Source organism: Mesorhizobium sanjuanii (assembly GCF_002529485.1).
Taxonomy (GTDB): Bacteria; Pseudomonadota; Alphaproteobacteria; order Rhizobiales; family Rhizobiaceae; genus Mesorhizobium; species Mesorhizobium sanjuanii.
The window spans coordinates 65219-79209 of sequence record NZ_NWQG01000010.1; the positions used below are offsets into that span (position 1 = coordinate 65219).

Consider the following 13991-nt stretch of genomic DNA (forward strand, 5'->3'; position numbering starts at 1 on the left):
AATGGTCTATTCTGAAAGCATAGCTGTTGCTGAGACGGACGAAACCTAGCCTAACCTGCTTGCCGCGTCCATTTGGTTAATATCGGTCCCGCCCGGGATTGCCGCCCGTCCACAGGCAGCGCAGACGAGATGGCCGTCGAGCATACGCCGCCGGGAATCGACTGTTTCCTGACAGAACCGCGGTTGTCTGATGGGAATCGCCTGCGGCCGCGCTTGCATAACAGGCGCTGAGCGGGTTTTGCTGGCGCGACAGAATCGGCAGGTGCGCATGGACATTGTCACGATCGAGGCAAAGGGTATTTCGGTGTCGGTCGATCTTGCGGTCGGCCATCTCTCCGACATGGCGGTAGATATAGACGGCCGCCGGCTGAAGCCGCTGCATCGCGCCCCCTGGATCGACGAGCCGCGCGAGACGCTGCCGCAAGACCTGCCCGAGGGCACCATGCATCTGTCCGGCGATTTCCTCTGCGCGCCGTTTTCGCGCAGCGATGTCGAGGCAGCGCCCTTGCATGGCTGGACGGCGAACAGCCCCTGGGATGTTGTTGCCTCCGAGGCGACGGGCGATGGCTGGCGGGCCACCTTTCGGCTGCGCCGCAAGGTCATGGGCGCTGCGGTCGACAAGATCCTGACCTTGCATGACGGCCATCCATTTCTCTACCAGGAGCACGTCTTTTCCGGCGGTTCGGGAGCGATTTCCGTCGCCCATCATCCGATGACGGCAATGAGGAATGGCGGCAGGCTCGCCTTTTCGCCGAAGCGGTTTGCGGCAACGCCGGACGATCCGCTGGAGCCCGATCCGGCGCGCGGCCGCTTCCGCCTGGCCTATCCCGCCCGTTCAGCCGACCTGACGCGGTTTCCTGCCGCCGATGGCGGCACGCTCGATCTCGGCGACTACCGCATGGACCTCGAGCGCGAGGACTTTCTCACTTTGGTCGAGGCCGACCATGGCGGGCTGGGCTGGACCGCTCTGGCGCGGCACGCCGAGCAGGATCTGGTGCTGGTGCTGAAGAACCCGGCCGAACTGCCGGTCACCATGCTGTGGATCAGCAATGGCGGGCGCGATTACGCGCCGTGGAGCGGCCGCCATCGCGGCGTGCTCGGCATCGAGGATGGGCGCACGGCGCTCGGCCATGCCGCGTCGCTTGGCGACAACTGGCTGAAGCGGGAAGGCGTGGCGACCGCCTTTGCCCTTGCCGAGGGCCGCAGCCTCTCCTTCCGCCATGTCATCGGCGCCTTGCCGCAGTCCCGGGAAGGGTCGCAGAACAACGGCGAGCCGCCGCGCGATATCGTGACCGGACATGGAATGATGCACGTCCTGGCTGCCGAAAGCACGATGCGGGACGTTGCTTTCGACAGCGATTTCCTGCGGATCGGCCGGTCGGTTCCTGCCTGATTGCGCAACGCCGCATAACGGAGCCGAACTCATGCCCGAAACCGGGGTTTGAAATTTCCGTCGACTGTTGCCAAGATAGTGACGAAACATCGCTGGGAATGCCATGTCCGAGATCGCCCATCTTGCGGCCACCATCTTCAAGCGCGCCGGCAAGGCGAGCCGCTTCATTGTCGCCATCGCCGGCCCTCCGGGCGCCGGCAAATCGACATTGTCGGCCAGCCTGCATGATCTGCTGCCCGAGGGTGCCTCGGAAGTCGTGCCGATGGACGGCTTCCACTACGACGACATCGTGCTCGAGCGGCGCGGCCTGCGTGCGCGCAAGGGGGCACCTGAAACCTTTGACTTTGCCGGCTTCGAGACGCTGCTGAAGCGCATCCGCGCCGGCGAGCCGGATATCGCGATTCCCGTGTTCGATCGCAGCATGGAACTGTCGCGCGCCGCCGCCTCGATCGTCGCCACCGGGACCAAATTCATCCTGGTCGAAGGCAACTATCTCTTGCTTGACGAGGAACCCTGGCCACGGCTGGCGCCTTTGTTCGACTTCTCGATCTTCGTCGATGTACCACGCGCCGAGCTCGAGCGCCGGCTGCTCGAGCGATGGCACGGTCATGGCCGCTCCGATGAGGATGCCCGCGCCTGGATCGCTTCCAACGACATGCCGAACATCGACCGCGTGCTTGCCCGCCGCCGGCAAGCCGATCTGGTGATCGGCGATCACGCCTAATTCGCAGAAGGCGCGGGCCGGAACCTTAAGACTTTCAGGCCGTTATGGTTGACACGGCAATTGTGCCGCCACGAGGGAACCGTCCGATGGCAACCAAGGCAAGAAAGCCCGCGCCCGCCAAGGGCAAGGCAGCCCAGTCCAAATCAGTCCAGTCGAAGACAGGCGCCGGTCCGGCAATCGCCGCGCGCTCCAAGGACGCGAAGCCGGCTTTCGGCAAGGCAGCGCCGAAGAAGGTCATGCCGCCGGCCAAGGCAGCTGCAAAATCCGCCCCAAGACCTGCCAAGCCTAAAAAGCCGGCAACCAGCGGCGGCTCCGTTGCGGGCAGCGCCATGCGCACGGTCAAGACGACAGCCAATGTTGCCGCCGGCGCCGTTGTCGCCACTGCCAGGGGCGCAGCCTCCCTGGCCGCTTCCGTCATGGGCAAGGGTGGCTCCAAAACCAGGGCCAAGGCAAAATAGGCGGCTGCGGCCGGTTTACTCAGGCCCGGGCCGGGATGTTGAGGCCCCTTTGAACCGCCGGCCGGGCAAGGCCGCGCTCCAGCCATGCCGCTACATCGGGAAAATCGTCGAAGCCGACGAGTTCCCGCGCCTCATAGAAGCCGATCAGGTTGCGCACCCAGCCCAGCATCGAGATATCGGCGATGGTGTAATCGTCGTCCATGATCCATTTGCGGCCCTTCAGCCTGGTCTCGAGCACGCCGATCAGTCGTCGCGACTCATCGCGGTAGCGCTCCAGCGGCCGCTTGTCGGCGATCTCGCGCCCGGCGAATTTGTTGAAAAAGCCGACTTGTCCGAAGATCGGCCCGATCGAGGCCATCTGGAAGAACACCCACTGGATCGTCTCATAGCGCCGTATCGGGTCGGCGGGGATGAGCTTGCCGGTCTTGTCGGTGAGATAGAGCAAAATGGCGCCGGATTCGAACAGGCCGATCGGCTTGCCGCCCGGACCGTTCGGATCGATCATCGCCGGTATCTTGCCGTTCGGGTTCAGCGACAGGAATTCCGGCGTCCAGCTTTCGTTTTTGCCGATGTCCACAAAATGCGCCTCGTAGGGCAGGCCGAGTTCCTCAAGCGCGATCGAAATCTTCACGCCATTCGGCGTCGGAGATGAATAGAGCTGGACGCGGTCGGGATGGCGGGCCGGCCAGCGCGTGGCGATCGGAAAGGCGGACAGGTCGGTCATCGGAACTCCTGGGCGGGGATTTGCGCCGGGCGGCACGGGCATGGCGAAGAAGAGCTAATACAGCGCCCGGCGCGATCAATGTGTGCGCACAAAAAGTTTCAGCCTGTCGGGATCATGGCACGGTGCTTGCGGTCAGACGGCCTTGAATGCCAGCACCGCATTGGTGCCGCCGAAGGCGAAGCTGTTGCTGATCGCTGTACGCACCTTGCGCTCGCGCGCCACGTTCGGCGTGATGTCGAGATCGCAATCGGCGTCGGCTTCGCGGAAATTGGCTGTCGGCGGCACGATACCTTCGCGAATCGCCATGACGCAGGCGATCAGTTCCAGCGCGCCCGACGCGCCAAGACAGTGGGCGTGCATCGATTTGGTCGACGAGATGGAAAGCCTGTGGGCATAGTCGCCAAAGACGCGTTTGATCGCCGCCGTCTCGATCTGGTCATTGGCCTTGGTGCCGGTGCCATGCGCGTTGAGATAGTCGATATCTTCCGGATTGAGCCCGGCATCGACGAGGCAGAAGCGCATCGCCGCCTCCGGCCCTTCGATGGTCGGCGCGACAATGTCGGACGCATCGCCGGAAAGGCCGGCGCCGGCCACCTCGGCAAGGATTTCGGCGCCGCGCGCCATGGCGTGCTCATAGGTTTCCAGCACCACCATGCCGGCGCCTTCGCCGAGCACCAGGCCCTGGCGATCGGCCGAGAACGGCCGGCACGTGTCGGGCGCCAGCACCCTCAAAGCCTCCCAGCCCTTCAGAATGCCCCAGACCAGCGGCGCATCGGTGCCGCCGGCAACCATGACGTCGGCGCGGCCGAGCCTGATCTGGTCGACCGCCGAGGCGATGGCGTGATTCGACGAGGAGCAGGCCGAGGTTATGCCGAAGACCGGTCCGCGCAGGCCGAGATTCATGCTGACATGGCCGGCCGCCGCACCGGGCATCACCTTCGGCACGGTGAAAATGCCGGCGCGGCTCTTTCCTTCGAGCAGGATGGCACGATAGCTCTCTTCGATCGCCTCCCAGCCGCAGACGCCGACGCCGACGATGGTGCCCATCCGGAAGGTATTGGTCTCGTGCGGCATCAATCCGGCTTGCTGCGCGGCTTCCCGTGCGGCGATCGTCGCCAGCAGGCTGAAGCGGTCCATCGACACCAGCTGCTTGCGGTCGATGCCATGCTCGGGCAGTGCCTTGATCTCGCAGCCGACCCTGACCTTCAGGTCATGCAGTTCCGAATTGACGATCGGGCCAATGGCCGAGCGGCCGGCGCGCATTTCGCCCCAGATCGCGGACGCATTGGTGCCGAGCCCGCAAATGCCGCCGATGCCGGTAATGACGACGCGCTTGTGCATTCGATCAGGCTTTTTTCGCGATCAGCGCGCGAACCGCCTCGACCATGTCGCCCACATTCTTCAGATTGCTCCAGGCATCGACCGTGTTCATCTCGATCTCGATGCCGTACTCCTCCTCGAGATCGAAGATGATCTCGGTCAGTTCCAGCGAATGGATGCCCAGTGCAGTCAACTCGGTATTGGTGGTGATTTCTTCGCCGCTGGGCTCGGCGTGAGCCTTGATCTTCGAGATGATGTCTGTTGCCAGCTGATCAGCCATTCGGTTTCTTCCCCAACCTTCGTTTCCCGACGCCAACTGATCAGCGCCCCTTTTGTCCCTGGATTCGGATCGTCGTCGCCCTTTTACCCCATCAGGCGCTGCATGACCGCTCCAAGGTGGCTCCCTCTATAGAAACCGAAACGCTGTCAGGCAACAAGCTATATATCGACAAAGCCGTGCGAGTGCTTAACGTTAGCGCCATGGACACGATCGAACATGGCCAGATTTCGGTTCTGCCGGCCGCCCAGCGCGTCGCCGGAATGGCACGGCTTGCCTGCGACAGGAATGGCGGCCGCACGCGCCTGCGGCGCCTCTATCAGGATGGTTCAGCCAAGATCCGCATGCCGGCCGTCTCGGCCGATCCGCTGGAAGCCGTGCTGATCAACACCGCCGGCGGACTGACCGGCGGCGACCGCCTTGGATGGGAGATCGAAGTCGGCGCCGGCGCTTCCGCCACCATAACCACCCAGGCCTGCGAGAAGGTCTATCGGGCGGCATCCGGCCGTGCGGAGGTGCGGGTGAAGCTAAGCGTCGGCGAACATGGCCGCATTGCCTGGCTGCCGCAGGAGACCATAGTCTTTGACCGATCGGCCTTTGCCCGCAGGCTCGATGTGGAACTTGCCGCCGGCGCCGAGGCGCTCTTGCTCGAGGCGACCGTCTTCGGCCGCCTTGCCATGGGGGAACGCGCTGCCCAAGGCAGTTTCCACGATCGCTGGCGGGTCAGCCGGGAGGGCGTGCTCGTTCATGCCGAGGATTTCCGCATCGGGCCCGGCATCGCGGCTGCTCTTGGCCGATCCGCGGTCGCCGGCGGCGCCATCGCCATGGCGACGCTGCTGATGGTTTCGCCGCGCGCGGAGGCCTTGCTCGACCCGGCCAGGCAGATCATCGGCGGCGAGGGTGACGCCAGTGCCTGGAGCGTGAGGAAATCTGGCAAGCTTCTTGCGAGGCTGTTCGGCGCGGACGGCTACCAGCTTCGCAAGCGGCTGGTTCCGCTCGTCGAATTGCTCAACGGACGGGCGGGTCTGCCCAAATTATGGTCACTCTGATTCCGATTACGCCACGCTGTTGATACCATCTAGGGAAACGCATGAACCTGACGCCGAGGGAAAAGGACAAGCTGCTCATCGCCATGGCAGCCATTGTGGCGCGCAAGCGGCTCGAACGCGGCGTCAAGCTCAATCATCCGGAAGCGATCGCGCTGATCAGCGACTTCGTCGTCGAGGGTGCCCGCGATGGCCGCCCGGTGGCAGAGCTGATGGAGGCCGGCGCCCATGTCGTGACCCGTGCGCAGGTGATGGACGGCATTGCCGAGATGATCCACGACGTCCAGGTCGAGGCGACCTTTCCCGACGGCACCAAGCTGGTGACCGTGCACGAGCCGATAAGGTGAGGGCCGATAAGGTGAGGAGAGGATAATGCTTGAGCTGCGCCCCAACTGCGAATGCTGCGACAAGGACCTGCCGCCGGAGGCGACGGAAGTGGTGATCTGCACCTTCGAATGCACCTTTTGCGCCGATTGCGCCACAAATGTGCTGGGTGGCGTCTGCCCGAACTGTGGCGGCAATTTTGCACCCCGCCCGATCCGCTCTGCGGCGAAGCTGAAGAAATATCCCGCCTCGACCAAGCGCGTGCTCAAGGCCGAAGGCTGCGGTCCGCGCAAGGCCGCCTGACCGGCATGATCCCCAGTAGAGAAGGCTTATCGATGATCCCCGCAACGATGAAACGCACCACCCTCTCGGCGATCCTGCTGCTGGCCGCGGCGATACCCGCCTATGCCCATGTCGGCATCGGTTCGACCTCGTCCCTCACATCAGGCTTCCTCCATCCGCTTTCCGGTCTCGACCACATGACGGTGATGATTGCCGTCGGCCTGTGGGCTGCACTCAAGGGCGGCAAGGCGATCTGGGCCTGGCCGCTGGCCTTCGTCGGCGTCATGCTGGTCGGTGGCGCGCTCGGCATGGCACATGTGCCCGTACCCTTCGTCGAGCCGGGAATCCTGGCCTCCGTCGTGGCGCTGGGATTGCTGGTCGCGCTGGCTGTCGATCTGCCGGTCTCGGCCGGCATCGCCATCATCGGCCTGTTCGCGCTGTTCCATGGCCACGCCCACGGCACCGAAGTGCCGGAAAATGCCGGCGGGTTGGAATACATGGCCGGCTTTGCCGTCGCCACCGCAGCGCTCCATGCCGTCGGAATCGCTGCCGGGCTCGGTCTTGGCGCGCGGTTTCGCAGCCTTGCCCGTGTCGCCGGCGGCGCCTGTGCCGCCATCGGTCTCGGCCTCGTGTTCGCCGTTCTGTGAGGCTGGCGATGATCCCGGGCGAAATCATCACAGCAGGCGGCGACATCGAGCTGAACAAGGGGCAGCCGACCGTCACCTTGAAAGTGGCCAACAGCGGCGACCGGCCGATCCAGGTCGGCAGCCACTACCATTTCTTCGAAACCAATGAAGGGCTGAAATTCGATCGCGACAGGGCGCGGGGCATGCGTCTCGACATCGCCGCCGGCACGGCCATGCGTTTCGAACCGGGGCAGGAGCGCGACGTCACGCTGGTGCCTCTCGGCGGCAGGCGCGAGGTCTACGGATTTCAGCAGAAGATCATGGGCGCCCTGTGAGATCCAGGGCGTCGAGCGGCCTAGTTGGACGGCTTGGCCGCGGCATAGATGACGACCCGTCCCGGATCGTCGAATTCGACAGCGAGCACGTCTTCGGTCGTCACGCGACGCGAGTCGATGGCGTTGAACAGCAGCGCATTCGCCTCGATCTCCTTGCGCAGTTCCGCAATGTCGTCCCGATGTTGCTCGACCTTGCTCTCGATCGCCGGCGGCGGGCCGCCTTCCGCGCGTGCGGCGTCGGTCAGGAAAACGATATCGACCTTGTCGAGCTTGGATGTCTTGCGAACCGTGCCGATGTTTTCGCGCGTCCGGTCGATCGCGGTAGCGACCTTGCGGGCCTCCACGACCGTGTTGGTCTCTTCCTGCCTGACCTCAGAGCCGACGATCCGGTTGACGGTATCAGGGCTCTCGAGACTTTGCGCGTTGAGCGCGGTGTGGGGGACGCTGGCCGCGAGAAACGCCACCGCGGCGGTCGCATGAAGCCATTTGGCATCGGGGAAGGTGGTTATCGCCATCATTCGCTCTCGGCGTCCTTTTCGAATTTGGCTTCAGGGTCAAAAGATCGAAACGAATCCTGCCCGCAGAAGGTTCCCCCATCGACGCGGCAGGCCGACCTTGTGCCGGCCCGCCACGGCCTGTCGTCAGCTCGCTTTCTTGGTGATCAGGGTCAGCGCGCCATCATTGCTCATGCTGGCCGCGATCACCTGCGCCGAGGTGAGCCCCTTGGCTTCAAGCGCGGACTTGACCTTCGGTGTCGCGTCGATCGAGCTGCGCAGTTTCTGCAGGCCGGCGTCGCCGCGCTGGGCGATCACCTGGTTGACCTGCGTCTGTGTGGTCTGGGGCAGCTCCTTGATGTCGACGATGTTGACGCTCTGGATCGTCGGCGCGGCCGGCTGAGCTCCGGGCGCCGGAGCGGGGGCCGCGGGCGCCGGCGCGGGCTGGGCAGGCTGTTGCTGGGCGCTGGCGGCGCTCGCCAGGGCAAGAGTGGCGACGGCTGCGACAAATACGATTTTGCGCATGGATTTTCCTTTCCATCGATTGGCAAACGGTCGATTTGGGGTGACCCGGCCACCTCAAACGCTAAATGGGATCGCAAGGTGTCGCCCAGCGGGTCATTGCGTGACCATAGGATGGCGACAATGTGGGACGGACCTCGACAAGCCGGATCTTCGGGAGCAATTGCTGATGGCTAGAATCACCCGCGCCGCTTATGCCCAGATGTATGGCCCGACGGTCGGTGATAGAGTTCGGCTTGCCGACACCGAATTGTTCATCGAGGTCGAAAAGGATTTCACCCTGCATGGCGAGGAGGTGAAATTCGGCGGCGGCAAGGTCATTCGCGACGGCATGGGCCAGAGCCAGGTGTCACGCGCGCAAGGCGCGGTCGACACCGTCATCACCAACGCCCTGGTCGTCGATGCCGTGGCCGGCATCGTCAAGGCCGATATCGGCCTCAGGGACGGCCGCATCGCGGCAATAGGCAAGGCCGGCAATCCGGACACGCAATCGGGCGTCACCATCATCATCGGCCCCGGCACGGAAATCATCGCCGGCGAGGGCAAGATCCTGACCGCCGGCGGCTTCGACGCGCATATCCATTTCATCTGCCCGCAGCAGATCGAGGAGGCGCTGATGTCCGGCATCACCACCATGCTCGGCGGCGGCACCGGCCCGGCGCATGGCACGCTGGCCACCACCTGCACGCCGGGGCCTTGGCATATGGCGCGCATGATCCAGTCCTTCGACGCCTTCCCGATGAATATCGGCCTGTCGGGCAAGGGCAACGCCTCGCTGCCGGCAGCACTTGAGGAGATGGTGCTCGCCGGCGCCTGCTCGTTGAAGCTGCACGAGGACTGGGGCACGACGCCGGCGGCCATCGACTGCTGCCTGTCGGTCGCCGACGATTACGACGTCCAGGTGATGATCCACACCGACACGCTGAACGAATCCGGCTTTGTCGAAAACACAGTCGCGGCGATCAAGGGCCGCACCATCCATGCCTTCCACACCGAGGGCGCCGGCGGCGGCCATGCGCCTGACATCATCAAGGTCTGCGGCCTGCCCAATGTCATCCCGTCCTCGACCAATCCGACGCGGCCTTACACGGTCAACACGCTGGCCGAGCATCTCGACATGCTCATGGTCTGCCACCATCTGTCGCCGTCGATCCCCGAAGACATCGCCTTTGCCGAAAGCCGCATCCGCAAGGAGACCATCGCGGCGGAAGACATCCTGCACGACATCGGCGCCTTCTCGATCATCTCGTCGGACTCGCAGGCCATGGGCCGCGTCGGCGAGGTGGCGATCCGCTGCTGGCAGACCGCCGACAAGATGAAGCGCCAGCGTGGTTCGCTGCCGCAGGAGCGAGGTGACAACGACAATTTCCGCGTCCGCCGCTACATCGCCAAATACACGATCAATCCGGCCATAGCGCATGGCCTGTCGAAAGAGATCGGCTCGGTGGCGGTGGGAAAACGCGCCGACCTCGTACTGTGGAACCCAGCGTTCTTCGGCGTCAAGCCGGAGATGGTGCTAGTCGGCGGCTCGATCGCCGCCGCACCCATGGGTGATCCCAACGCCTCGATCCCGACGCCGCAGCCGATGCACTACCGGCCGATGTTCGGCGCCTATGGCAAGGCGCTGACCAACTCGTCGGTGACTTTCGTCTCCAGGGCTGCTTTCGACTCAGGCCTGCAAGGCCGGCTCGGCGTCGACAAGCAGATGGTCGCGGTCGAGAACACCCGTGGCGGCATCGGCAAGCATTCGATGGTGCTCAACGACGCCACGCCGCATGTCGAGGTCGACCCCGAAACCTACGAGGTCCGCGCTGACGGCGAGCTGCTCACCTGCGAGCCGGCCACCGTGCTGCCGATGGCACAAAGGTATTTTCTTTTTTGAGACGAAACCGGCCTGCGGCCTGAGTTCATCCACGATTGGCTTGCTATCGAAAACGGCGCATTATGCAGCCATGAACAAGATTCAAATTCAGCGTCGGCATAAGTCTACACCCTATGAGACAGACTATGCTCAGTGGTGCGCCGAACAGGGCGCGCTGCTGCGTGAAGGCCGTCTCTCCGACCTCGATCGTGAGAACCTTGCCGAGGAGATCGAAAGTTTGGGGCGGAGTGACAAACGAGAGATCGAGAGCAGACTGGGTACTCTGCTTCTGCACCTGCTTAAATGGCAGTTTCAGCCAGAGAGACGCAAGACTGGCTGGCTGTTGACGATCCGCGAGCAGCGACATCGGATCAAGAAGTTGATCAACGAAAGCCTCAGCCTCAAGGCCTATCCACGCAAGCAACTCGCTAGCGAGTTCGAATTTGCGAGATTGAAAGCGGCTGACGAGACGGGGTTGCCTGAAAAGGATTTTCCTGCCGATTGTCCCTATCAGATCGCGGACGTGCTGGATCAGGATTTTTTCCCCGGCGCTCCATGGACGTCAGACCAGCTTGTACGCGAATGAACCATCCCTCCAGCGTCGAATGGCCTTACTGACCTCCTATGGAGCAACAACTCGTCTCCACTCACGACATCTTCCCGCATGTCCGCATCGTCATGGGCATGGTGATCGGCCTCGGCGTCACGCGCCTGTTGTCGGGTCTGGCCCGCATCGTCCAGCATCCCGGCCAGTACCGGCTCTACCCGGTGCATCTGGCCTGGGTCGGCTCCATGCTGTTGTTTCTGGTGCATTTCTGGTGGTGGGAGTTCGGACTCTACACCCTCGAGACCTGGACCTTCGGCAAATACCTGTTTCTTATCTTCTATGCCGTCACCCTGTTCATGCTGTGCGCGCTGCTGTTCCCGGACTCCATGCTCGACTACACCAGCTACGAGGATTTTTTCTATTCGCGCCGCGCCTGGTTCTTTGGCCTCTTGGCATTGACCTATCTGCTCGACATCGTCGATACGCTGCTGAAAGGGCCGGAGCATTTCGCCCATTTCGGCATCGAATATTTGATCCGCACGCCGGTTTTCGTTGCGCTCTGCATTGTCGCGATCCTGGTGCGCGACCGCCGCTTTCACATCGCCTTCGTCGCCGGCACGCTGATCTACCAGATATCGTTCATCCTGCGGCTCTTCGACACGATCGCTTGAGCCCCGTTGGGCCGACGGGCAGGATGGTCTAGGCTTCTTGGGAAAGGCAGATTTTTACAATGAAGCTCGACATTCGCACCGATTTCACCAAATTCCCGCGCGCTGTCTCCGTGCTGACCGCCAGCGAGGCGGGAACGACCGCGCCATATGATCGTGTCGTGCTTGCCCATGACGAACGGCATCTGCGCCGCCGCGCCATCGAGACGTCAGGCGGCGACAAGGTGCTGGTCGACCTGCCCGAGCCGGTTGCCTTGGGCGACCGCGACCGGCTGGTGCTCGAGGATGGCCGCCATGTCGAGATCATCGCCGCCGGGGAACCACTCTACGACATCCGCGCCATAAACCCTGTTCATCTCACCGAGCTCGCCTGGCATATCGGCAACCGGCATCTTGCCGCCGCGATAGAGGCGAACCGCATCCTCATCCTGCGCGACCATGTCATCAAGGCGATGCTGGAAGGGCTCGGCGCCACGGTCACCGATGTCCTGGAGCCGTTCGTGCCGGTGCGCGGCGCCTATTCCGGCCACGGTCATGCCCATGCCGAGGCACATAGTCATGCCGAAGCGCATTCGCATGCCCATGGCGAGTCGCATTCTCATTCGCACAGCCATTCGCATGACCACCATCATCATGACCATGACTGACCAGCCGTCGAGCATCGCCCTGTTGCGGCTGATGGCGTGGCTGTCGCCGGCTTTCCCGGTCGGCGGCTTTTCCTACAGCCATGGCCTCGAACGCGCGGTGCATGACGGACTGGTGGCCGACCGCCACGGCCTCGCCGCGTGGCTGGAGACGCTGGTCGAGATGGGCTCGGGCTGGAACGATGCCGTGCTATTCGCCGAAAGCTGGCGACGCGCCCGCGAGGGCGGCGACCTCGATGAGGTCGCGGCACTTGCCGAGGCGCTGGCCGGCTCGCGCGAGCGCCACACCGAGACAATGCTGCAAGGCCAAGCCTTCCTCAACGCGGCTTCCGCCTGGCCGCGCCAGGTGCTGGAACGTCCGCCGGCGGAATGCCCCTATTGCGTCGCTGTCGGCGCGGTGGCCGGCGGCAACGGCATTGCCTTGCCAGACGCGCTGTCGGCCTTCCTGCAGGCCTTCTTCTCCAATCTCGTCCAGGCCGCGATCAGGCTCGGCGTCGTCGGCCAGACGGAAGCCACGGCGCTGCTCGCCGGCTTCGAGCCGCTGGCGCTGGACACGGCCACCCGCGCCTCCAATTCGACGCTTGACGACCTCGGCGGCTGCGCCTTCGTCTCCGACATCATGGCGATGAAGCACGAAACCCAGTATTCCCGTTTGTTCCGCTCATGATCGTGCTTGCTTTCATTCTCTCCCTCGTCCTGCTTTTGATCACCACGCTGCATGTCTATTGGGGCATTGGCGGCATCTGGCCGGGCAGGGATGCCACCTCCTGCGCCCATGCGGTGGTCGGCTTTCGCGGCGTCGACGAGATGCCGGCGCCCTTCGCCTGTTTTGCCGTCGCCGCTTGCCTCGGTCTGGCGACGCTGTGGCCGATGGCGCTGGAGGGTGTTTTTGCCACGCCCTTTCCCAAGGCAGGGCTTGCCGCCGCATCGCTGCTCATTGCGCTGGTTTTCCTCGGCCGCGGCATTGCCGGCTTCACGCCCTGGTGGCGGCGGCTGGCGCCCGAACAGCCTTTCGCGCGGCTCGATGTCAGCTATTATTCGCCGCTCTGCCTGTTGATCGGGGCAGGTTTCGCCGTTCTTGCCATCACGGGGTTTTCCGCATGACACAGACCAACGGTCCTCTTCGCATCGGCATCGGCGGTCCCGTCGGTTCCGGCAAGACGACGCTCACCGAAAAGCTCTGCAAGGCGCTGCGCGACGAGTTTTCCATCGCCGTCGTCACCAACGACATTTACACTAGGGAAGACGCCATGATGCTGGCCAGGCTGCAGGCGCTGCCGGAGGACCGCATCGTCGGCGTCGAGACCGGCGGCTGTCCGCACACCGCCATCCGTGAAGATGCCTCGATCAATCTGCAGGCGATCGCCGAGATGAACAGGAAATTCCCCGATCTCGACATCGTCTTCATCGAATCCGGCGGCGACAATCTCGCCGCCACCTTCTCGCCCGATCTTGCCGACCTGACGCTCTATGTCATCTCGGTCTGCCAGGGCGAGGAGATCCCGCGCAAGGGCGGTCCGGCGATCACCCGCTCCGATTTCCTGGTCATCAACAAGAGCGATCTCGCGCCCTATGTGAACGTCAATCTCGATGTCATGGAGGCGGATGCCGCCCGCATGCGCGGCAAGCGGCCGTTCGGCTTCACCGACCTGTCGCGCGGCAAGGGCCTGCAGGAGGTGATCGATTTCATCGTCGAGCAGGGTGGATTGCGGGTCGGCGCCGCCACAAGCACTGCCGCGTAAGGCA

At 63.7% G+C, this 13991-nt stretch carries 20 protein-coding genes; 15 read left to right on the top strand and 5 right to left on the bottom strand.

The window, feature by feature from the left end:
* Positions 1-268 precede the first annotated feature (268 nt).
* From CN311_RS02000 to CN311_RS02010, 3 genes are all read left to right on the top strand, one after another.
* Positions 269-1393: a hypothetical protein gene (locus CN311_RS02000; protein WP_097571755.1), complete on the top strand. Its 1125-nt coding sequence runs from the start codon at positions 269-271 to the stop codon at positions 1391-1393.
* Positions 1394-1496: 103 nt separating this feature from the next.
* Complete coding sequence (locus CN311_RS02005; protein ID WP_097571756.1) at positions 1497-2117, top strand: nucleoside triphosphate hydrolase; 621 nt, start codon at positions 1497-1499, stop codon at positions 2115-2117.
* 86 nt (positions 2118-2203) lie between these two features.
* On the top strand, positions 2204-2575 hold the full coding sequence (locus CN311_RS02010) for a hypothetical protein (RefSeq protein WP_097571757.1): 372 nt from the start codon (positions 2204-2206) through the stop codon (positions 2573-2575).
* Between the two features lie 19 nt (positions 2576-2594).
* On the opposite strand, the gene CN311_RS02015 is transcribed toward CN311_RS02010, so the two are convergent.
* From CN311_RS02015 to CN311_RS02025, 3 genes are all read right to left on the bottom strand, one after another.
* Positions 2595-3299 carry a glutathione S-transferase family protein gene (locus tag CN311_RS02015; RefSeq protein WP_097571758.1) on the bottom strand — a complete coding sequence of 235 codons (705 nt, stop codon included), beginning with the start codon at positions 3297-3299 and terminating at the stop codon, positions 2595-2597.
* Between the two features lie 132 nt (positions 3300-3431).
* A complete protein-coding gene (locus CN311_RS02020) occupies positions 3432-4640 on the bottom strand; it encodes a beta-ketoacyl-[acyl-carrier-protein] synthase family protein (protein WP_097571759.1) in 1209 nt (402 codons plus the stop codon).
* A gap of 4 nt (positions 4641-4644) precedes the next feature.
* Positions 4645-4899 carry an acyl carrier protein gene (locus tag CN311_RS02025; protein ID WP_097571760.1) on the bottom strand — a complete coding sequence of 85 codons (255 nt, stop codon included), beginning with the start codon at positions 4897-4899 and terminating at the stop codon, positions 4645-4647.
* 200 nt (positions 4900-5099) lie between these two features.
* On the opposite strand from CN311_RS02025, the gene CN311_RS02030 reads away from it, so the two are divergent.
* The 5 genes from CN311_RS02030 to CN311_RS02050 are packed head-to-tail and all read left to right on the top strand — an operon-like array spanning position 5100 to position 7509.
* Complete coding sequence (locus tag CN311_RS02030; protein ID WP_097571761.1) at positions 5100-5945, top strand: urease accessory protein UreD; 846 nt, start codon at positions 5100-5102, stop codon at positions 5943-5945.
* A gap of 41 nt (positions 5946-5986) precedes the next feature.
* A complete protein-coding gene (locus CN311_RS02035; RefSeq protein WP_097571762.1) occupies positions 5987-6289 on the top strand; it encodes an urease subunit gamma in 303 nt (100 codons plus the stop codon).
* 25 nt (positions 6290-6314) lie between these two features.
* Positions 6315-6569, top strand: a complete 255-nt coding sequence (locus CN311_RS02040) for a DUF1272 domain-containing protein (protein ID WP_097571763.1) — start codon at positions 6315-6317, stop codon at positions 6567-6569.
* A 32-nt stretch (positions 6570-6601) separates the two neighbouring features.
* Positions 6602-7195: a HupE/UreJ family protein gene (locus CN311_RS02045; protein WP_097571764.1), complete on the top strand. Its 594-nt coding sequence runs from the start codon at positions 6602-6604 to the stop codon at positions 7193-7195.
* A gap of 8 nt (positions 7196-7203) precedes the next feature.
* Complete coding sequence (locus tag CN311_RS02050) at positions 7204-7509, top strand: urease subunit beta (protein ID WP_097571813.1); 306 nt, start codon at positions 7204-7206, stop codon at positions 7507-7509.
* Between the two features lie 20 nt (positions 7510-7529).
* Here CN311_RS02050 and CN311_RS02055 read toward each other — a convergent pair whose 3' ends face one another.
* Positions 7530-8024, bottom strand: a complete 495-nt coding sequence (locus CN311_RS02055; RefSeq protein WP_097571814.1) for a hypothetical protein — start codon at positions 8022-8024, stop codon at positions 7530-7532.
* A 126-nt stretch (positions 8025-8150) separates the two neighbouring features.
* Positions 8151-8528, bottom strand: a complete 378-nt coding sequence (locus CN311_RS02060; protein ID WP_097571765.1) for a hypothetical protein — start codon at positions 8526-8528, stop codon at positions 8151-8153.
* 166 nt (positions 8529-8694) lie between these two features.
* On the opposite strand from CN311_RS02060, the gene ureC reads away from it, so the two are divergent.
* The 7 genes from ureC (at position 8695) to ureG (ending at position 13987) form a co-directional block, all read left to right on the top strand.
* Positions 8695-10407, top strand: coding sequence for an urease subunit alpha (ureC, locus tag CN311_RS02065; protein ID WP_097571766.1), 1713 nt, complete (start codon positions 8695-8697; stop codon positions 10405-10407).
* A gap of 70 nt (positions 10408-10477) precedes the next feature.
* A complete protein-coding gene (locus tag CN311_RS02070) occupies positions 10478-10972 on the top strand; it encodes a DUF29 domain-containing protein (RefSeq protein WP_097571767.1) in 495 nt (164 codons plus the stop codon).
* Between the two features lie 38 nt (positions 10973-11010).
* Positions 11011-11604 carry a hypothetical protein gene (locus tag CN311_RS02075; RefSeq protein ID WP_097571768.1) on the top strand — a complete coding sequence of 198 codons (594 nt, stop codon included), beginning with the start codon at positions 11011-11013 and terminating at the stop codon, positions 11602-11604.
* Between the two features lie 59 nt (positions 11605-11663).
* A complete protein-coding gene (locus CN311_RS02080; RefSeq protein WP_097571769.1) occupies positions 11664-12248 on the top strand; it encodes an urease accessory protein UreE in 585 nt (194 codons plus the stop codon).
* Complete coding sequence (locus CN311_RS02085; protein WP_165779559.1) at positions 12241-12912, top strand: urease accessory protein UreF; 672 nt, start codon at positions 12241-12243, stop codon at positions 12910-12912. Before CN311_RS02080 ends, CN311_RS02085 begins: the two co-directional genes overlap by 8 nt.
* On the top strand, positions 12909-13349 hold the full coding sequence (locus CN311_RS02090) for a DUF3995 domain-containing protein (protein WP_097571771.1): 441 nt from the start codon (positions 12909-12911) through the stop codon (positions 13347-13349). Before CN311_RS02085 ends, CN311_RS02090 begins: the two co-directional genes overlap by 4 nt.
* Complete coding sequence (gene ureG, locus CN311_RS02095; protein WP_097571772.1) at positions 13346-13987, top strand: urease accessory protein UreG; 642 nt, start codon at positions 13346-13348, stop codon at positions 13985-13987. Before CN311_RS02090 ends, ureG begins: the two co-directional genes overlap by 4 nt.
* The last annotated feature ends 4 nt before the right edge of the window (positions 13988-13991 follow it).